Raw genomic sequence first — 19,486 nt, forward strand, 5'->3', positions numbered from 1 at the left:
TCCGCGGGGGCGGGCCCCGCCGAGGCGGTGGGGGGGGGGGGCACCCCCCCGCCGGCCCCCGAGGAAACCCCGCGGGGCCACGACGACGGCTCGCTGTCCCCGCAGGGCATGCCCAGTCCCTCCACCGGCTCCGCGGCGACCGCTGCACCCCGGCTGACCCGCGCCCAGATCCTGGCCCGGGCCCAGGGCTGGATCGATGCCAAGGTCCCGTACAGCATGAACCGCTACCGCCAGGGCTACCGCACCGACTGCTCCGGCTTCGTCTCGATGGCGTGGTCCCTGCCCGGCAGCCACTGGACCGGGGACCTGCACCAGTACGCGACCCGCATCACCAAGACGGAGCTGCGCCCGGGGGACATGCTGCTCTTCCACAACACCGCGAACCCCCAACGGGGTTCGCACGTGGTGCTGTTCGGCGGCTGGGCCGACGGGGAGCACACGCGGTACGTGGTGCTGGAGCAGGCCGGCGGGCGTGGTGCGGTCAAGCGGACCATTCCCTATGCGTACACCTCGCACGGGTCGTCCTACATCCCGTACCGCTACAACGGTGTCCAGGAGGAGGACGCACCAGGAGACGGTTCCGATCGTGCCTTCCCGGGCGCGGCACGGTTCGGCCCCGGGGCCGACAATGCGGACGTCACCAGGCTCGGCACCATGCTGATCGGCCGCGGCGCCGGGCGCTTCTACCAGCACGGGCCCGGCCCGCGCTGGGGCCGTCCCGACAGTGATGCCACCCGGGCGTTCCAGCAGGCGCAGGGATGGTCGGGGGCGGCCGCCGACGGAATCCCCGGGGCGCAGACCTGGCGACTGCTCGTCGAGGGACGCGGCAAGGACATCGGACCAGGCGCGGACCGCCCCGCCGACCACCCCGCGAACCGGCCCCCGGCATTTCCCGGGGCCGGGCACTTCAGGCCGGGCCAGCGGAACGACCACGTGGCGCTCCTCGGCAGGCAACTGGTGGCCAAGGGCTACGGCCGGTACTACCGACAGGGCCCGGGGCCTGCCTGGAGCGAGTCGGACCGCCGCGCGGTGCAGGCCTTCCAGGCCGACCAGGGCTGGCACGGCGCCGACGCGGACGGATACCCGGGGGAGCACACGTGGCGACTGCTGTTCCGATGAGGTGAATGCGTGATGCCGGGTCAGCCGTGTGTGGACGGTGGCCCGGGCACTGTCCTCGACACGTAGGACCGAGCCTCATCGTGGAGCGCATCGAGGGCCCCTGAGCGGGTACCGGTCGGCGGTTTCCTCGATTCACTTTGGTGCATCCCCCCGGCGACTTTCCGGTCTACCGGGGGATTCGGTGAAGACCCAGGATCGATGCACGGTGGGACCGACCCGCCTGAACCATCGACAGGGATCGAGGAAGAGATGTGCGATGACGTCGGCCGGTCGGAGCGGACGAAGAGGCGGCCCGAGTACCGGGACCTCGCCGCCGACCTGGTCGATCGGTTGCCCCGGCCCAGGTCGCCCGAGCGGGTCCCGGCGGTCGGGCGGATCGCTCGCTTGTACCGAATCCCCGTCCCCACGGCGGAGTTCGTCCGGCGGGCTGCGGTCACCCTGCTCCGGCGACCACCCTGGCTCCTGCCGCAGCCCCCCGGATCGGTGGCGTGGCTGGGCGTGGCTGCGGATCTGCGCGAGCGCATCGAGGCGCGCAGCCTGCGAGGGCGGATCCCCGGGCGGCGGGCGCTCGCGGAGGCGTACGGGGTGAGTTTCGACGTGGTCAACCAGGCCGTCGAGGCGCTGATCGAACAGCACCTGCTGGTGGTCAGGCCCGGTTCGCCGGGCACCTACGTCAACGAGGAACGGCCGTGACCGCCGCGAACAGCACCCCGGGCAGGGGTGCTGTTCGCGTTTCAGCTGCTCAGATTTCAGCTGTTTGCGTTTCAGGGGGCGGGGCGCAGGCCCGTGACGAGGTCCTGGACGAGGGTGTACGAGCGGATGCGCAGCGCGTGGTCCGGGCACGGGGTGGAGACGGCGAGGGTGTCGGGCCGGTACAGGTCGAGCAGGTAGGCCAGGTGTGGCCTGATCCGGTCGGGCGTGCCGACCAGCGTCCGAGGCCGAGCAGTGGCCGTAGGCGGCTCCGCCCAGGCGAGCAGGGCCTGCAGCGCGGCGGCCTCGTCGGGGTTGTCGGCGCACGCGATCCGCAGCGCCAGCGCGACGCGCGGTGCCCCGGGGCCGGCCTCCGTGCGGCAGAACTTCCGGTAGTGGTCCAGGAAGTCCGGGCGTGGTAGGTGATCGGCGGGGAGCCCGAGGCAGAACGGGAGCCCGTACGCCGCCGCGACGGCGGCGTCCTCGGCGCGCTGTCCGGTCAGCCAGATCCGCGGTGAAGCGGTGGGGGAGCCGTGTGCCTCCTCATAGCGGAGGGCGGCGAGCAACGTGGTGAGCCGGGGGCCCGGGAAAGGCGTGCCGTGAGCGGCGTCCGGATCGGTGGCGACGATCAGATCGGTCCGCCGCGGGTGCAGGTGGGCGAGCGACATGAAGCCGGCGGCGCCGCGGACCGGGCCTCCGTCCTCGGGCAGGACCAATCCGGTTCCGACCCGTATGGATCCGGTGATGGTGGCGGCCGCGGAGGCCATGGCGGTGAGCATGTGCGAGTGACGGACCGTGCCGGGGTCGACGGCGGCCCAGTAGCCGTCCCAGCCCAGTTCTTCGCAGTCGAGCGCCAGCCGGACGGCCTCCTGAGCGGCGGCCGCCGTGCCCGTCAACGCGTGCTCGCGGCCCGACACGTGGATCGGCGCCTGATCATCGACGATCAGTTCCATCGGAGTTGAGGGGAGCCTTTCGGGTCGCGGAGCCGTGGAGTCCCGTCCCGCACCGCGTGCGAGGAATTCCACTCCGGTGTGCGGACGGTGTTATTCATGGCGCTTCCCGGTCGAATGGGCGCAGAAGGACGGTAACACCGGGGAATGCCACTTTCGCTGCCCGGCCGGTCCACTTTGGATTCGCCCGACCGGGGTTTGATCAATGGGTGCTCGGCCGACCCGGCCGGCTCGCAGAAATCCGAAAAGCGGAGATCAATTCAATGACGATGAACAACCGGCGCACCGAGACTGCCAAGCGCTGGACGAAGCTGGCGGCCGTGCCGGTCGGTGTCCTGGCCGCGGGGGCGATGGTGCTCGGCGCCACCCACGCCACGGTGTCGGCCGGTGCGTGGAACAAGGACAACACGATCGAGTCGGGTTCTTGGACGAAGTCCAAGGTCGGCAGCGACCAGGGCACCGACGCTGTCGTCAAGGTGTCCAACCTGATGCCCGGCAAGCCGGGTAGCGCCAAGGTGACCTACACCTACGAGCCCAAGAAGTCGGAGGGCAAGGAGAGCTGGGGCCAGGTGGTGCTCAAGGACATCGCCATCACGAAGGGCCACGGCAAGCCGGTCATCATTCCCTCGCAGTCCGAGCTGGCCAAGAACCTGTACCTCAAGATCACCATCAAGCAGGGGAACCACACGACGGAGGAGCAGAAGACCCTCGCCGCGTGGTACGAGATGACGAACACGGACAAGAACAAGATGGGCCGCACGGACCTGCGGCGGGAGAAGCTCGACCGGAACAACGTCCACGCCCCCGAGAACAAGGCTGACGTCACGCTTGAGTGGAAGCTCGCCGACAACGCCCCGGCAGAGGCCGAGAACTCCGGTCTGAAGTTCGACCTCGGCGCTGAGATCGACGCCGTGTAGTACCCCACCCCTCCACCCTCGCGGCGGCGCCCGGCTAGGAAGCGAGGTGCCGCCGCGAGGTGAGGTAACACCGACAGAAAAGCAGGAAGGCGTACGGGGTGAACGGCGATTCGAAGCCGGAGGAGGGGCGAGCGAGTGCTCAGGAGCCGGAGGCCCAGGAGCACGACGTAGAGCAGGAGCAGGCCAATGAGGAGACCGAGAGCTGGTGGGCCGTCGTAAGCGTCGCGTTCTGCCGTGCGGTCGTCACGCTGGTCACGAGCCTGGTGCTGATGCCCCTGGCGGCGCTGGTGTGGGGCTGGAGTCCGTCCGTGGTGGTCTCCGACTCCATGAGGCCCGCGTTGAGCAGGGGCGATGTGGTGGTCACGCGGTCGGCGGACCTCGGCGAGATCGGCGGTGGAGCGGTGATCTCGTTCAAGGACCCCCTGCACGACGGCCGCCCGACGACCCACCGTGCCGTGGAGCGTCTGGAGGGTGGTGCCGCCTACCGGACCAAGGGCGATGCCAACCCCGATCCGGACCCCTTGCTCGTCAGGGCCGGGGAGTTCACGGGCATCGTCACGGTCGCGGTCCCGTGGGCCGGTAAGGCCTGGACCTGGGCCGAGGACGGGGACTGGGGGCCGTTGGCCGTCGCCGTGGCGCTGTACGTTCTGCTGCTGCGGGGCTGCTGGACCGGTTCCCGGCGGTCCGGGGTGGCCGTCCCGGCAGCGTGAGGTCTTCTACTCCCCGTCGAGGAGCCCCGCGTTGTGCGCCAGGATGGCGGCCTGGGTCCGGTTCTCGACGGCGAGCGCGGTGAGCAGCCGCGAGACGTACGCCTTGACGGTGCCCTCGGCGAGGTACATCCGCTGGGCGATCTGCGCGTTGGACAGGCCGCCGCCGACCAGGCGCAGCAGTTCGCGTTGCTGCTCGCTGAGCTTCTCCAGGCGGCGCCGCTGGTCCGGGGGGACTCGGACCGCCTGGTCGGAGCGGTCGCGGGAGGCGTTCACGAGGTGGGCCGCCGAGGCCGAGGCCAGGACCGTGCCGCCGCTCGCCACCAGCCGGATCGCGCCGACCAGTTGCTCGGGCGGGGCGTCCTTGAGGAGGTAGCCGGCGGCGCCGGCCTGGAGGGCCTCGGTGACGCCCTCCTCCGTGTCGAAGGTGGTCAGGACCAGGACGATCGGCGGATTCGGCAGGGCCAGCAGCTGCTTGGTGGCGGTGATCCCGTCCATGCCGGGCATCCGGAGGTCGGTCAGCACGAGGTCGGGCGCCAGGGCCCGGGCCTGTGCGAGGGCCGTGGCCCCGTCGGCGGCCTCGCCGACGACGGTGATGTCGTCGGTGGCGTCCAGCAGCGCGCGCAGTCCGAACCGGACGAGCGGCTCGTCGTCCGTTACAAGCACGCGGATCACTGCCGTCTCCTCTGGGTTCGTCCCCGTTTCGTCAGGGGCTCCGGATCAAGATCTCCGAGGGTCGCACGGCGGATGTTCACGAAAGTGAATGGTGCGCCCGCCGAAAGTGGGGACTCGCGGGACTCACCGGAGTCACGGGCTTGCCGCCGGGTCGTCGAGCGGGACCGACGTCACGACCCGCCAGCCGCCCCCGTCCGTCGGCCCGGCGTGGAAGTCCCCGCCGAGCAGCGAGAGGCGTTCCCGCAGCCCGATCATCCCGAAGCCGTCGCCCGCCACCGCGATCCGCCGGGCGGGGACCGGCGAGGGGTCGTTGCGCACCATGGTTTCGAGCCTGCCGTGCGCCGTGCTTACCCGCACCTCGGTCCTGGCCTCCGGAGCGTGCTTGACGACGTTGGTGAGCGACTCCTGGACGGTGCGGTACGCCGTCAGCGCGATCTCGGGCGGGACGGGGCCGAAGACGTTCGTGGCGAGGGTGACGGGCAGGCCGGACGAGCGGGCCTCGGCCACCAGTTTCTCCAGGTCGGAGAGGCAGTGGCCCGCGATCACCGAGTCGTCGCCGTCGCGCAGCGCGCCCAGCACCTGGCGCAGGTCCCGCAGGCCGGCGCGGGCGGTGTCGCCGATGGCGCGCGCCACCTGTCGGCTCTCCGGCTTCACGCCGGGGACGAATTCGAGGGCTCCGGCGTGCATGGCGATGATCGCGATGCGGTGCCCCAGAACGTCGTGCATCTCGCGGGCGAGCCGGACGCGTTCCTCCGCCCTGGTCTGGGCCACCCGGCGCTCGCGCTCCTCGCGCAGGGCGACGATGCTGTGCTCGTAGGCCCGTGCGCCCAGCCCGCAGACGACCGGGAAGAAGGCGTAGAAGGCCGCGGTGAGGAGGTCGTTCGTCAACGACTCCCCGGGGCGGCCGGGGAGCAGCGCCTTCAGCGGGACGGACAGCACGCCGGCGGCTGTGATGACTGCCGCGCGGTGCCGCGGCTGGAACCTGGCGAGGCTGAACAGCGCGAGGAAGACCGGCGTGCGGGCACCGTCCAGGACCAGCCCCGCGAGGGTTAGCACCGTGACCGCCAGGGGGGCCTGCCGGCGCCACAGGAAGCCTGCCGTCACCACCAGGGCGACCGCGAGGCTGGGCACGACGTCGCACAGCAGGCCGGTCGTCGGTTTGAGGGCGTTGTTCACCGACCCGATGCCCACCAGCCCCACGATCAGCAGGTCGGCGCGCGTCCACCGGGACCGGCCGGCCGGCTTCGTGAAGGCGGTGTACCAGCGCTCGAAGGCGTCCGGAGCGATGGAGAGCGTCACGGGGGGCGGTCCTTGATCGAATGCGGCTGATTCGGGCGAAAGATGACGATTCTAGACGTTTTCCTGCTTGATCGCTGCGGACTCTCGACCGCCGCGGCGTCTCGGCGGGCGGAATTCGATCATCGGCAGGGTGCAGCGGGAGCGGGGAAGTATTCCGTGGCGACGCCGGATTCTCCATGCACGAATGGCAATGCAATTCACAACTCCGGATGCGTTTCCGACCACCTTCGGCCGTGGCCGGGACGGATGGGCACAGGCATGATCATTGGCGCCCGAGAGATCACCCTTCCGAAGACAGGAATCCCCGTGCCCGCAATTCCCGTCCTGCCCGAGGACATTCCCGCGGAATGGACCGCCCATGAGGCCGTCCTCCGTCGGATCCTGGCCGGCCTCCGGTCCGCCGAGGCGACCGAGCTGCCTACCCCTGGCGCGAAGGAGAGCGGAGGCTCTCTCTCCGTCGGTCGGCCCCGCTGACCTTCGTCCGCCCCCGCTGACCTCCGTCCGCCTCCGCCGATCCGGCACGACCACTCCGCAGAGAAAGCCCCATGAGCATCCGCCGACTTCGCACCCGCAGCACCGGCCTCGTCCGGGCCGCCGTGACCCTCGCGTCCGGACGCCCGCCCAGGCCCCGACCCGACAGCCGGGCAAGGACATCACCCGATCGTGGCCCGGAGGCGGTGGCACTCCCCGGACTCCCCGGGCTCCCCGGTGTGCCGGACACCCCGGCAGCCCGGGAGTCCGCCCGGCTCTTCGTCGCCGAGGCCGCCCGGGCCGGGCTCGCCGAGGATGACCCGGCGGTGACCGAGGCGGTGGCCCGCTGCGGGTACCACCCGCTTGCCGTCCGGCTGACGGCGGCCCGTTTCCGGGACCGGCCGCTCTGGTCGCTCGGCAGCTTCAGCGCCGAACTGGACGCCACGGCACGGCAGTCGACGGGCACACCCGCCGTGCCCGCTACCGTCCCCGCCGTCGTGGCCGCCGCGTTCCACCTGGTGTACCGCGACCTGGCGCTTCCGCAGCAGCGTCTGCTCAGGAGGATCGGGCTGGTTCCCGGGCCGGACTTCGACGTCCTCGCCGCCTCCGCCCTCGTCGACAGTGATCCGGCCACGGTCGGGGCCCTGCTGGACGGCCTGGCCGGGCGCCACCTCGTCGAGAAATCGGCCCACGGACGCTACCGACTGCCCGGGTTGCTGCACGAGCCGGCCCGCGTGCTGGCCTTCGGTGACGGCCCCAACACCCGTGCGGCGGCCATCAACCGGTTCCTGGACCACTACCTCGCCTGCGCGACGGCGGCCGACCGCCAGCTGGCCCGCCGCCCCCTCCTCGCGGCCGGACGGCTCGCGCCGGGCGCGGACCGCGCCCCGGACCTGTCCATCCCGGAGCGGGCGATCGCCTGGATGCAGGGTGAGTGCGCCAACCTGCAGGCCGCCGTCGAGTTTGCCATCCGGCACGGCCGCCACGCCCACGCCGTCCACCTGCCGGCCGCACTGCACGCCTACCTGCGCGGCCGGGGCCACTGGCAGGAGGCCCGCGTCCTGCACCACCTCGCGCTCGACAGCGCCGTCCTCCTCGGCGATCGGCCGGGCCGGGCCGAGACGCTCCTCAACCTGGCCGAGCTGGACGGGCTGACGGGCGAGCAGGCGGCGGCCGAGGAGCGGTACTCCCAGGCACTGGAGCTGTACCGGGGCCTGGCCGACCGCACCGGCGAGGCGTACGCGCTCTCGGGGCTCGGCCTGGTCCAGGAGGCGCAGGGCCGGTACGAGAGCGCGGTGGAGACCCACCAGGCCGCGCTGCACCTCCACCTCGCCGACGGGGACCGCCACGGCCAGATCACCGCGATGGTCGGACTCGCCCGCGCCCAGCGGACGTTGGGGAATCACACGCAGGCCACCCAGAACCTCCAGCCGGCGCTGGAGCTGTCCGAGTTCCTGAACAGCCGCCCCGGCCGGGCCGACGCCAGCCTCGGCCTGGGCGTCGTCGGCGAGCTCACCGGGCAGTACCAGGCCGCCGCCGCCCGGCACTGGGAGGCCGTGAACCTCTATGCCGCGATCGGCGACCGGCTCGGCCAAGCAGATGCCCTGTCGGCGCTGGGACGGATGCAGCAGCTGATGGGGCAGTACGCGGCGGCCCTGGGGAGCCACGGGGAGGCGCTGGAGATCCACCGGGTCCTGGGCCACGACGAGGGACGGGCGGACACCCTGCTGCTGCTCGGGGACGCCCATCTCGCGCTCGGCGAAAGCGACCTGGCCACACGGGAGTTCACGACCGCGCTGGAGCTGCACCGCGACGGGGGCCGCCGGCGGGCCGAGCTGGACGCGCTCCTCGGGCTGGCCCGGCTGGACCACGCGGCCGGTCGCTCCCGGGTCGCGGTCGAATGGCTGTCCGGGGTGGTGGCCGGCTACCACGAGCTGGGCGTCCGGCCCGGCGAGGCCCGCGCGCTCGCCGTGCTCGGCGACGCCCAGCGGTCCACCGGCGCCTACGAGCCTGCGCTCCAGAGCCTGTGGCGCGCCCTGAGCCTGTGCCGGGACCTCCAGGATCCGGGCGCGGAGGCGCAGACGCTCAACCTGCTGGGCCGGCTGCTCGCGGAGACGGGCTGGTCGAACCCGCACACCCACTACGCGCAGGCCCGCGACCTCGCCTGCGAACTGCCGCTCCCGTACCAGGAGATGCTCGCGTTGGAGGGCGCCGGGATCGGCCTGTGCGAGGAGGGCTCGGAGGCCGAGGGCGAGATCTGGCTGCGCAGCGCCCTCGGCGTTGCGGACCGGCTCGGGATCCCGGACGCCGAGCGGATCCGCGCCCGTCTCGACGCCCTTACCCGCGGTCCCGTCCTCGTCGCCCGGCCGGAGTCCGCGCCGGAGTCCGCACGGGACGACCAAGGCTGACCTGCCGGACACAGAACGGCTGCGGTCCCACCCCCCGGGGTCGGGTTTGGGACCGCAGCCGTTTCGCGCCCGGTAGATCAGCGCACGTCGCCCATCAGGGACCGGACGGTCCGGCGGCCCAGGTGGATCGCGACGCCGGCGAGGACGGCCAGCGCCGCCTGACCGACGATGGCCGGAGTGCCGTTGAGGTTCACACCGGTCATCGAGAGCAGACCGGCCACGCAGTCACCGGCGGTGACCGCGAGGAACCACACGCCCATCATCTGCGAGCCGTACTTCGCCGGCGCCATCTTCGTGGTCAGGGAAAGGCCCACGGGGGACAGGCACAGCTCGGCGACCGTCTGGACCAGGTAGATCGCGACGAGCCACATCGGGCTCACCTTCTCGTCCGGGCCGGCCACGGCCAGCGGCACGGCGAAGACGAAGAACGAGGCGCCGACCAGCACGAGGGCCAGGCCGAACTTCGCGACGGTGCTCGGTTCGCGGTCCCGGCGCGCCAGCCCGATCCACAGCGAGGCGAAGAGCGGGGCCAGTGCCAGGACGAACAGCGGGTTCAGGGACTGGAACCAGGTCGACGGGAAACCGAAGCCCAGCAGCGTGTTCGCGGACTTGCCCTCGGCGAAGGTGGCCAGCGTGGAGCCGCCCTGGTCGTAGATCATCCAGAACACGGCGGCGGCGACGAAGAACCAGATGTAGCCGTTCATCCGGGCCTGCTCGGTGTCCGAGAGCTCCTTGTCGCGCTTGATCCGGACCAGCACGCCGACCGGGATCAGCAGACCGGCCAGGGAGAGCGGGAGGAGCGCCCACTCCAGGGTGAACGCGCCGGCCATGACCACGCCCGTGTAGAAGAGCGCGACGACACCCGCGACGGCTGCCGCCGTGGCGAGGAGCTTGGAGCGCTCCTGGGGGCTCAGCGGGTTCGGTACGACGTCGCTCTTCGCACTCAGGTGCCGGGTGCCGAGCAGGAACTGGAGCAGCCCCAGGGCCATGCCCACGCCGGCCAGGGCGAAGCCCAGGTGCCAGTTGAACTCCTGGCCCACGGTGCCGATGACGAAGGGCGCGACGAAGGCGCCGAGGTTGATGCCGACGTAGAACAGCGTGAAGCCGCTGTCCCGGCGCGGGTCCGCCGGTCCGTCGTACAGGTGCCCCACCATCGTGGAGATGTTGGCCTTCAGCATGCCCGAGCCGACGGCGACGAGCGCGAGCCCGGAGAAGAACATCCCCTGCCCGGGGAGGGCGAGCAGGAAGTGGCCCGACATGATCACGACGCCGGCGACGGTGACGGTCTTCCGGGCGCCCCAGACCCGGTCGCCGAGCCAGCCGCCGGGCATGGCCATGAGGTAGACCATCCCGACGTACACCGAGTAGACGGCCGTCGCGGTCGCCATCTTCATGGCGAGGCCACCGCCCTGGCTGCCCGCCGCGGAGTCCGGCCCGCCCGAGATGAGGTAGACGACGAGGAGGGCGCGCATGCCGTAGTAGGAGAACCGCTCCCACATCTCGGTCATGAACAGGGTGGCCAGGCCACGGGGTTGACGGGAGTGGGACGTCCCGCTGGCGGTGCCGACCGTCTCGTTGGTCAGGCTTGGTGCCATGGTGGTTCCTTACTGATTGCTGCTCACTGGTCGCGCGTGGGGGCGTTGCACCCCTGCGACGGATCGGGGGCCGGCACGGAGTCCGGCCGCCTGGGCGTCTCGTCCCGGAGGGCCCGGATCGCCCACAGGCCCCTCATTTCTAGGCCGCCACGCGCGGGCCGCGACAGTCGCCGATCGTCCCCGCCCGATGCCCTTTCGATGTGCACCAGGGGCCCACCCGTGCACCAACGTTGACTACCGGCGGGTCGCCTGCACGGCTTCGGGTGGCTGGTTGGGGACGGGTCGAGACCTGTACGCCATCGGTAATCGGTCAATGAACTTTGGATTCCCACTCGCCCTATTTGGTTTGTAGACGCCCCGAGGTTGCTCTGCATAGAGTCGGCCGAAGCAATCGGGATCAGTCGGAATATGGATCCCGACCGTCAGTTCCCATTGGGGGAGAACATTCATGGCGATGATTCGACGTATTTCATTTGCGGCGGCAGCGGCTGCTGCGGCGATGCTCGGAGTGGCGGGGACGGCGCATGCTGTCGGGAGCAAGTCCTCCGACGGCCTGGGGGAGGCCCCGATCGACAAGCAGACCTGTGGCGCCGGATCGGCGGGCCTCAACGGGGCGAAGGATCCGGTGGGTGAGGCGGACTGGGGCAAGGCCGGGAAGGTCACATCGGGTTTCTTCTACTCGGACAAGCAGCAGGAAAGGCGCACCGATGACATCGTCGCCTGCTTGAAGGACGGACAGGTCCTGCTCTACCAGAACGAATCCGACGGGAATCTCTCGAAGGTCCACAAGCTGGCGGAGCCCGGCTCGGAGGGGCGCTGGAAGGATGCCGTCTCCATCACTGCGGGCAATTTCACCGGCTCCGGCAGCAATGACCTGTTCGTGCGCTGGCGGGGCGGAGCCGCTTCGCTGTTCAAGAACGTCTCCACCGGTCACAAGCTGAAGGAGGAGATCCAGATCGCCCCGCCCGCGGGTGAGGAGGGGGTCTGGCACAACAACGTCGTCAGCATCACCTCCGGGAAGTTCCACAAGGACGGGGGTCTGGACGATCTCGTGGTCCTCTGGACGGACGGTGAGGTCACCCGTTACGGGCTGACCGCTGCGGGATTCGGCGAGCAGGGTCAGCTTCGGGCGCCCGACAAGAAGTGGAGGGCGACCAGGACCGTCGCCGCCGGGCACCTCGACGGAACCGGCGACAAGAGCATGAGCGACCTGATGGTTCGCTGGAGCGACGGTCGGGTGAGCGTCTACGACTATTCCGTCGAAAAGGGCCTCCACTCCGAGTCGTTCATTCGGCCGGCCGGGGACCACGAATGGGAAGGCGGCCTGATGGCGATCGGCAACTACCATCAGGCCGAGGGGAAGCCGACGAATCTGCGGGACGATCTCCTCCTCCGGTGGCCCAACGGCGGACTTTCCCTGTTCCAGGACACTTCGAGCAAGGGCCTGGGTCGGGAAGTGAAGCTGTCGAAGCCCCGCCCCTGATAGAGATCTCTGGATCTATTCGTGGGACGTGATTTCTGATGCCTGGGGCGGGAACTTCCGGCCCCAGGCATGTCGCCGTGGTCGCTGCCTCGGTGGTCACATCGATATTCGTTCTCCTCGGGATGTCCGCCCTGGTGACCCATGAGTCGATCAAGGTCGCCAAACGATTTGGCGGGATATCCAGCGTGGGGGTGTTCGTCGATGGCGGCAGGGATATCAAGGAGCACAATTGCACGGGTGCTGTGATCGAGAGTCCTGGGGGTGGCATCGTCATCACTGCCGCCCATTGTGGCGTTCAGGCCGGCAAAACGCGGTTCATTCCGGGATATGACGGGGCCGAGGGGAGTTCCGGGCAGCCTTTTGGTATTTGGGATGTGGATAGGACCTGGACCGATCCGCGTTTCTCCCGCACCCCGGAGGGTGAGGAGTTCGACTTCATGTTCGTGCGGCTGAGGCCGAACTCGGCAGGTGCCCCGATCGCTACGGTCACGGGAGCCAACTCCCTGCGGAGTGGCTCGTGGCATCACGACGGCCCTGTCACCGTCATCGGATACCCCTGGCGCCGGAAGAATCCGGCCGACTTGCCCGTCAGGTGCACTGCGGGCACGGGCACGCTCCCTGGAGGCCGGTACCTGCGCATGAGCTGCGACGGCTACGCCAGCGGGGTCTCCGGAGGGCCGTGGCTGTCGAATTTCGACGGCATGACCGGCGAGGTCATAGGAGTGACCGGGGGGAAGGGCGGGGGAGGGCCGGTGGACTGGATAACGTACAGTCCGGTCTTCGGCGAGGCGCTCACGGAACTCTACGTCGAGGCGACCCATGGCCGGCAGTGAACCTTCCGCCAACCCGACCCTCCATGCCGTCGGGCCGCGCCGCGGATCTGCCCGTCCGGCGCTGGGCCTGCGGCAGTGGGACGGCGCGACGGCCCTCCTGATCGCCGGTGCGGTGCTCTACAGCGCGTGGCCGCTCGAAAACCTCGTGGTCACGGGTCTTCCTCCTGGCCGCTCCTTCATCTCGGAACTCGCCGCAGAAGGCCAGCCGACCCGATCCCTGTTCGCCGCGTGCGACGCCGCAGCGGGTGCGCTCATCGCGTACGGCTGCATCGCCAGACTGTTCTCCTCGGCCCAACATGTCTGCTGGGCACGGACCTTCCTCTGGCTGACGCTCCTCGGCGCCGGTGTCATGACGAGTGTGTGCGCGGTCCTGTCCCCCATGGAGTGCTCCCCTTCCTTGGAGGAAGAGTGTGAAACCTTGGGCTTCAACGGTCTCCTGCCCTCGCAAGCCCTGACGCACGTTGCCCTGAGCACCTTGGTGGAGGCCGCGTTCCTCGCGGCCATGTGGATTGCGCACCGCCTCGCGCCCACCACGTACCGCTTTCGTCGGGGCCTCCCCAGGGAGTCGTTCCTGGGCGTTCTGAGCTGCTGCCTGCTGCTCGTCGACATCGCGCTGTCGGCGTACGAGAGCAGTCTGCACGGGCTCGTCCAGCGTGCGCACGTGGCAATCGTGGCCGCATGGCTCATCAGCCTGGCCTGGAGCACCAGGCGTCAGGCGGTCGAACCCGCCTCTCGCTGACATGGACACCGGCCCGGCCTGGGCATGAATCACTGGAACCCAAGGAACGACCTTGAAGAAAGCCCTGTACCTGACTCCCCTGCTGATCCTCGCCGCCTACTGCGCGAGCAGCGCCCCCGTCGCGACACTCGATGGCTCGGTCCCGACAGCGCCACCGGACGAGCGTCGGCAACGGACCCTGGCCTGCGGGACCACGATCGCCCCGCCGCGTGCGGAGTCCCTCGCCGGCGACCACGTGTACCTCACCCTCCCCCGCGCCGAACTCGATGACACCGGGATCGCCGTCACCTACCGGATCACGGCCAAGGACCCCGCGGAGATGCTGACGCTGCCGTTCATCGGAGTCCCACCCACCGCACTCCTCGTCAAGGACGGGAAGATCGTCGCGACGCAGACGCCCCACCGCGGCGACGGTCCCACTGCCACCGTCGCCTTGGGTTATCGCGTCGGAGAGGAGCCCTACGAGGAGCACCTGACCATCGACCGGGCGTGCCCCGGTACGAGCTTCAAGGACGTGGCCACGGATCCCGGCCGGTACCGGGTCGTCACCGTCATGTCCGTCCAGGGCGCGGGCATGCCCGAGGACATGAAGACGGTTCCCCTCGTCCAGGCCTCCGCCGCGCTGGGCGTAACGGCATGACGGTCTCGACAGAGGTTGCCGGCCAGTAGTTGACGGGGGTGGGGCGTCCCGCTGGCGGTGCCGACCGTCGCGGTGGTCAAGCCTGATGTCATGGTGGTTCCTTACTGATTGCTGCTCACTGGTCGCGGGTGGGGGTGTCACAGGATGGACATCTCCTTCTGGCACCTCGCCTGGCTGAACGCGCCGCTCTTCCTCGACGTCCCGCGCGCCCTTGCGAGAATCGCCGTCGACACCGACCCCCGACCGAACGGCTGACCACGCCATGCCGCTGAACCCCCTCCCGCCCACCGCCCTTCGGGCCGACGGCATCGAGCTCCTGGAACTGCAGCTCGCCGACTGGCCGTTGGAGCAGCAGCTGTCCCGCGTGCCCGACGTGGTCCGCTGGACCTTCTACCGGGCCGACATGACCGAACAGCAGGCCCGCGAACGCATCGAGCTCGGGCACGCCCGCAGCCGCGACGGCGTCAGCCGCCGCTATGCCGTCCGCCTCGACGGCCAGTCCGTGGGCACGGCGGGCATCATCGTCACGCGCGAGCATCCGGAGGTCTTCTACGCCCTCCTTCCGGAGGCCCGGGGCCGGGGAGCTGCGACGGCGGCCGTCCGCGCGCTGAGTGACTGGGCCCTGGACGCCGGGGCGGATCAGGTCGTCATCTGGACGGGCGAGGGGAACGCGGCCAGTGAGGCGGTGGCCCGACGTGCCGGGTTCCTCTTCGCGGGTACCGAGGTCGACCTCGACCACGGTGAACCGGAGACGCTTCTGAAGTGGGTCCGGCGTGGTGGTGGTGTGCCGCGGTGAGATGAGTTACCGGCCAGTAGTTTGGCTGATCATCGTCTCGTCTGAGGCGGCGTCAGATCGTTAGGCTCCCTGCGATCGGATGTTGTGAGCAGTAGGGAGAACAGCGTGATGGCACGACCCCACCGCAGTGGCGGACACCGGGCGGTGAGCGTCGCGCTCGTCGTGGCGCTCGGGCTGGGGGCGGGGGCCGCGGTGGCGCCGGCCGCCGTCGCCGCCCCCGCGGCCGCCGCGTCGGCGTCGGCGCTCGGCGGGTTCCGGCTGGCGAGCATCACCGCCTCGGACGGGGTCGTGCTGAAGGCCGACGTGTTCACCCCGCCGGCCGGGACACCGGGGGCGGACGCGCAGGGGCGGTACCCGGTCGTGGTGCAGCCGGCGAGCTGGGGGCAGAACGACCTGGAGTACGTCGCCCAGGGGCACAAGTTCGCCGCCGCCGGGTACGTCGTCGTGACGTACACCGTGCGCGGGTTCTGGGGCTCGGGCGGGCAGGTGGACGTCGCCGGGCCCAAGGACGTCGCCGACATCTCGACGGTGATCGACTGGGCCCTCGCCAACACCTCCGCCGACCCCGGCCGGGTCGGCATGATCGGGCTCTCCCTCGGCGGCGGACTCACCCTCCTCGGCGCCGCGTTCGACCCGCGGATCAAGGCCGTCGCCTCGCTGAGCGGCTGGGCCGACCTGACCGACGCGCTCTACAGCGGGCAGACCCGGCACACCGCCGCCGCCACCCGCCTGGAGAACATCGAGCACCTGACCGGCCGCAAGAGCCCGGAGTTCGCGACCGCCCTGGACGACCTGTTCGGCGACCACGACCTGCCCGACGTGATCAAGTGGGCGGGCGTCCGCTCCCCGGCCACCTACCTGGACCGCATCAACGCCAACGGCGCCGCGATCTACCTCGCCAACGGCTGGAACGACAGCTTCTTCAACCCCGGCCAGATGGCCGACTTCTACCAGCGGCTGACCGTCCCCAAGCGCCTCGAACTGCGCCCGGGCGACCATGCGAGCCAGGAGTTCACCGGCCTGCTCGGCTTCTCCAACGCCACCTGGGACAACGCCCGCGGCTGGCTCGACCACTACCTGATGGGCGCAGCGGGCTCGCAGGGCCCCCAGGGCGTGGACCTGGAGGTCCGCCCGTCCGGCGCCCACGAGGCCTACCCGGACTGGAGTTCCGTCAGCTCCCGCACCGAGCGGCTGAGCCTCGACGGCAGCGCCACCGTGCGCGGCGACGAGTCCTCGGGCGCGAGCGGCGGCGTCGTCCTGCTCTCCGGCATGATCGACCAGTGGCTGCACCAGCCGCCGACCGTCGTCGTGCCGTTCCTGGACCGCTCGGCGGCCGCCGTCCGCCAGTCGGAGCCGTACGGGCAGGGCCTGCGGGTGCGCGGCGCGGTCCGCGTGCACACCACCGTCACCAGCTCGGCGCCGCAGGGCACGGCCGTCGCGTACCTGTACGACGTGGACGCGCTCGGTGTCGGCCGCCTCGTCGCGCACGCCCCGCAGAGCTGGGCCGGACGCCCGGCCGGGCAGCCCTTCCCGCTCGACGTCACGCTGTTCCCCACCGCCTACGACGTCCCGGCCGGCCACCGCCTCGCGCTCGTGCTCGGCACCCGGGACGGCCTGTACGGCGGCGAGACGCCCAAGGGCAGCACGGTGACCTTCGGCCCGGCGGACGTCTCCGTCCCGGTCCGTTAGGCGCCGCCCAGCATGATCCGGGCGACCAGCTCCCGCCGGCTGGCCACCCCGGCCTTGGCGAACACCGACTTGAGGTGGTCCTGCACGGTGTACGGCGCCATCGCGAGCGTCCGCGCCACCTCACGGGTGTCGCAGCCGCGCACGAGCAGCAGGGCCACCTCCTGCTCGCGCGCGGTCAGCCCGTACGCGGCCAGGTAGAGCGGCACGGTCTCGGCGGGCGTGGCGGGGGAGGCGACCACCGTCGCCTGGCCCGCCACACCCGCGCCGCGAAGTGCGGAGCCGTGCAGCACGTACCAGCGGCCGTCGCGGGTTTGCACCCGCACCGGTAGCTGGGACGCGGGCAGCCCGTGGGCCGCGCGGCGGGCGTGCTCGGCGGCCATCGCGACGGCGGTGGGCACGTCGAGCGCGGTGGGCGTCGGGTCGGCGAGCCGGGCGAGCAGGTCCTCGGCGGGGCCGGAGAGGGCGAGGAGCCGGTTGGCCCGGTCGAGCACGATCACGGCCGGCGCGCGGTCACCATCCTCATCCACCCGACCGGACGGCGGGACGTGCGAGGCGCGCAGGGCGTTGCCGAGGTGCCGCGCCGCGAGGTCCGCGAACCTGCGCTGCCGCGCCGGGTACGGGCCGCGGTCGGGCGCGCGCATGAACGCGGCGCAGCCCCACATGCCGCCCGCCGCGTCGAAGCAGGCGCGCAGCTCGTCGCCGAACCCGGCCGGGCGGATCTGCTCGCGATAGCGGACGCTGCGCCCGGGCCGGCCCTGGCTGGCGTGGCTGATCGTCTCGGCCCGGCGGCCCGCCCGGCGGATCTTCGGAAACGTCGCCAAGTCGTCCGTCCACACCTCAAGTTGGACGGCGTGGTCGTACGCGGCGAGGCTGAGGTCCTCGCTCTGCACCGAGGTGACGAGCCCGGTGGCCGGGTCCGCGGTGTGCCAGCAGACGGCGTCGAACTCCAGCACCGGGCGCAGGAGTTCGTCCGCCGCCCGGAAGATCCGGTCGGTCGGCAGGGCGGCCGCGGCGAGCTCCCGCAGCCCCTCGATGGCACCCGCCTCGGCGGCGGCCCGCGCGTTCCGTAACCCCATGACGCGGAACCTAACACCCGGTTCGTGCCCTGACCACGCGCCGATCGGCGGGCCCCCACTCCTCCTCCCGACGGGCGTGGTTCCGGCCAGTCGGGGGCGCGCCGAGGCGGCGCTCCAGGTGGTGCTCGGTGCGTCGCCGGTCCGGTGACGAGGTCACGACGGGTCGGGCAGGTGCACGTCCAGGGACGGGCCTTCCAGTGCGAGGGCGGTGAGACCGGTGTCCGTGCCGGACGCATGGTCCTCGCCGGGCTCCCAGCGGACACCGTCGCCGACCGACACGGGAATCCGGTGCCCGTCCGGACCGGAGACCCAGCCCTCGCCCGTGATCACCAGGAAGACCTGGCGAACCGGAGCGGGATGGGAGCCGATCGTCCCTCCCGGCCCGATGGTCAGATAGGTGAGATGGGCGGATCCCGGTCCTGCGGCGACCTGAGCGGCGGTCGCGCCCACGCTGTCGAAGCGGTCAATGGCCTTGTCCGCACGGTCGAACCGGAACAACTCCACGTGGGCTCTCCTCGCGAGATCCCAAAGGCACCGATCCTAGTGGGGACACCCCGAGGTGCCGAACGGTCGTGAATCCGGGCGGGTGTCCCGTCCCCGGCGAGGGGCGGCGTGGCATGGAGCGGGCACGAACGACGAAGATCGGTGACATCCTGTCAGGATGATCGATCATTCCGGGCGTCCACTACGCCGCCAGCTCGCCCAGCCGTTCTCCCACGCCGACGCCGCGGTCGACGTTCCGCTCGTCGAGCCGCAGGGACCCGTGGGCTCCCCGTTCTCCACGCCGGCCCCGGATCCGGCGGCATCCGAGACCGGGCCGGGCCGGACGGAGGTGCCGGCTGCACGGCGACCCCTCGGGCCCGGCGGTACTGCCGTACGGTCGGCTCAAGTCTTTACCGGGATCGAGGACTGACGACGATGCGGACGTGACGGAGCCGCAAGAGCAGGGCCGGGGCCGTCGATCCGGACGAACGCCTCCCGGACGGCGACCCGGCCGGCGGCGTGGAAGGAGCGTGCGCTCGAATCCACGTCGTGTATGACCGTACGGTGGATGACGACGGCCAGCGCCACCTCACCTGCGCCGCGTGCGGCCAGCTCTTCGCGGATGCCCTCGACGAACGCCTCGTGCCACGAGCGGAGTTCACCCTCCGGGATCGTTCCGACGAGCTCCGCCCCGTGCGCGACCTCCAGGACGATTCCGTTCTCCCAGGGCTCGAAGTCCACCGTCACGTCAGCGAAGTCGGACGGACACCCCGCCTGCCACACGTACCGGGCCCGCACGTCCCGCACCGGGTACGGCGGGAACACCTCATTCTCCACACGGCGACCGTAGCTCACTGCCGCGTCGGTAGCATCGTCCTTGATCATCGACGGTGCTCCGACGGTGATCCGACGATGC

General features: G+C 71.0%; 18 protein-coding genes. 11 read left to right on the forward strand and 7 right to left on the reverse strand.

The window, feature by feature from the left end:
• Nucleotides 1-1,119 (forward strand): peptidoglycan-binding protein (locus ACFV4G_RS27940; RefSeq protein WP_380444868.1); only part of this gene is annotated, 1,119 nt, incomplete at its 5' end.
• Between the two features lie 384 nt (nt 1,120-1,503).
• Complete coding sequence (locus tag ACFV4G_RS27945) at nt 1,504-1,812, forward strand: GntR family transcriptional regulator (RefSeq protein WP_380444869.1); 309 nt, start codon at nt 1,504-1,506, stop codon at nt 1,810-1,812.
• A 71-nt stretch (nt 1,813-1,883) separates the two neighbouring features.
• On the opposite strand, the gene ACFV4G_RS27950 is transcribed toward ACFV4G_RS27945, so the two are convergent.
• The gene (locus tag ACFV4G_RS27950; protein ID WP_380444870.1) at nt 1,884-2,762 is read right to left on the reverse strand and encodes an LLM class flavin-dependent oxidoreductase; all 879 of its coding nucleotides are present in this window, start codon (nt 2,760-2,762) and stop codon (nt 1,884-1,886) included.
• Nucleotides 2,763-3,022: 260 nt separating this feature from the next.
• Here ACFV4G_RS27950 and ACFV4G_RS27955 point away from each other — a divergent pair, with 260 nt between their 5' ends.
• Together ACFV4G_RS27955 and ACFV4G_RS27960 are read left to right on the forward strand one after the other, a co-directional pair.
• Entirely contained in the window at nt 3,023-3,676 is a 654-nt protein-coding gene (locus ACFV4G_RS27955) for a hypothetical protein (RefSeq protein WP_380444871.1), read from the forward strand.
• Nucleotides 3,677-3,774: 98 nt separating this feature from the next.
• Nucleotides 3,775-4,386 (forward strand): signal peptidase I, encoded by a 612-nt coding sequence (locus ACFV4G_RS27960; RefSeq protein ID WP_380444872.1) that lies wholly within the window; start codon nt 3,775-3,777, stop codon nt 4,384-4,386.
• Between the two features lie 6 nt (nt 4,387-4,392).
• Here the strand turns inward: ACFV4G_RS27960 and ACFV4G_RS27965 are convergent, their stop codons facing one another.
• Both ACFV4G_RS27965 and ACFV4G_RS27970 read right to left on the reverse strand, forming a co-directional pair.
• Nucleotides 4,393-5,058 (reverse strand): response regulator, encoded by a 666-nt coding sequence (locus tag ACFV4G_RS27965; protein ID WP_380444873.1) that lies wholly within the window; start codon nt 5,056-5,058, stop codon nt 4,393-4,395.
• Between the two features lie 132 nt (nt 5,059-5,190).
• Nucleotides 5,191-6,357 (reverse strand): sensor histidine kinase, encoded by a 1,167-nt coding sequence (locus tag ACFV4G_RS27970; protein WP_380444874.1) that lies wholly within the window; start codon nt 6,355-6,357, stop codon nt 5,191-5,193.
• A gap of 677 nt (nt 6,358-7,034) precedes the next feature.
• Here ACFV4G_RS27970 and ACFV4G_RS27975 point away from each other — a divergent pair.
• Entirely contained in the window at nt 7,035-9,236 is a 2,202-nt protein-coding gene (locus ACFV4G_RS27975) for a tetratricopeptide repeat protein (RefSeq protein ID WP_380444875.1), read from the forward strand.
• Nucleotides 9,237-9,313: 77 nt separating this feature from the next.
• Here ACFV4G_RS27975 and ACFV4G_RS27980 read toward each other — a convergent pair whose 3' ends face one another.
• Entirely contained in the window at nt 9,314-10,831 is a 1,518-nt protein-coding gene (locus ACFV4G_RS27980; RefSeq protein WP_380444876.1) for a peptide MFS transporter, read from the reverse strand.
• A gap of 448 nt (nt 10,832-11,279) precedes the next feature.
• Between ACFV4G_RS27980 and ACFV4G_RS27985 the strand changes: the two genes are divergently transcribed.
• From ACFV4G_RS27985 to ACFV4G_RS28010, 6 genes are all read left to right on the forward strand, one after another.
• Nucleotides 11,280-12,314: a hypothetical protein gene (locus tag ACFV4G_RS27985; RefSeq protein WP_380444877.1), complete on the forward strand. Its 1,035-nt coding sequence runs from the start codon at nt 11,280-11,282 to the stop codon at nt 12,312-12,314.
• Between the two features lie 77 nt (nt 12,315-12,391).
• Nucleotides 12,392-13,147, forward strand: a complete 756-nt coding sequence (locus ACFV4G_RS27990) for a trypsin-like serine peptidase (RefSeq protein ID WP_380444878.1) — start codon at nt 12,392-12,394, stop codon at nt 13,145-13,147.
• Nucleotides 13,134-13,886 carry a DUF998 domain-containing protein gene (locus tag ACFV4G_RS27995; protein ID WP_380444879.1) on the forward strand — a complete coding sequence of 251 codons (753 nt, stop codon included), beginning with the start codon at nt 13,134-13,136 and terminating at the stop codon, nt 13,884-13,886. The genes ACFV4G_RS27990 and ACFV4G_RS27995 overlap by 14 nt, the downstream gene beginning before the upstream one ends.
• Nucleotides 13,887-13,938: 52 nt before the next feature.
• The gene (locus ACFV4G_RS28000) at nt 13,939-14,526 is read left to right on the forward strand and encodes a hypothetical protein (protein ID WP_380444880.1); all 588 of its coding nucleotides are present in this window, start codon (nt 13,939-13,941) and stop codon (nt 14,524-14,526) included.
• A gap of 262 nt (nt 14,527-14,788) precedes the next feature.
• On the forward strand, nt 14,789-15,322 hold the full coding sequence (locus tag ACFV4G_RS28005; protein WP_380444881.1) for a GNAT family N-acetyltransferase: 534 nt from the start codon (nt 14,789-14,791) through the stop codon (nt 15,320-15,322).
• 108 nt (nt 15,323-15,430) lie between these two features.
• The gene (locus ACFV4G_RS28010) at nt 15,431-17,011 is read left to right on the forward strand and encodes a CocE/NonD family hydrolase (RefSeq protein ID WP_380444882.1); all 1,581 of its coding nucleotides are present in this window, start codon (nt 15,431-15,433) and stop codon (nt 17,009-17,011) included.
• Here ACFV4G_RS28010 and ACFV4G_RS28015 read toward each other — a convergent pair.
• From ACFV4G_RS28015 to ACFV4G_RS28025, 3 genes are all read right to left on the reverse strand, one after another.
• Nucleotides 17,008-18,087, reverse strand: a complete 1,080-nt coding sequence (locus ACFV4G_RS28015; protein ID WP_380444883.1) for a response regulator transcription factor — start codon at nt 18,085-18,087, stop codon at nt 17,008-17,010. The two genes, ACFV4G_RS28010 and ACFV4G_RS28015, sit on opposite strands and share 4 nt — an antisense overlap.
• Nucleotides 18,088-18,240: 153 nt before the next feature.
• On the reverse strand, nt 18,241-18,591 hold the full coding sequence (locus ACFV4G_RS28020) for a cupin domain-containing protein (protein WP_380444884.1): 351 nt from the start codon (nt 18,589-18,591) through the stop codon (nt 18,241-18,243).
• A gap of 381 nt (nt 18,592-18,972) precedes the next feature.
• The gene (locus ACFV4G_RS28025) at nt 18,973-19,455 is read right to left on the reverse strand and encodes a hypothetical protein (RefSeq protein WP_380444885.1); all 483 of its coding nucleotides are present in this window, start codon (nt 19,453-19,455) and stop codon (nt 18,973-18,975) included.
• Nucleotides 19,456-19,486: the final 31 nt, after the last annotated feature.

This window comes from Kitasatospora sp. NPDC059747, from assembly GCF_042732955.1.
GTDB lineage: Bacteria > Actinomycetota > Actinomycetes > Streptomycetales > Streptomycetaceae > Kitasatospora.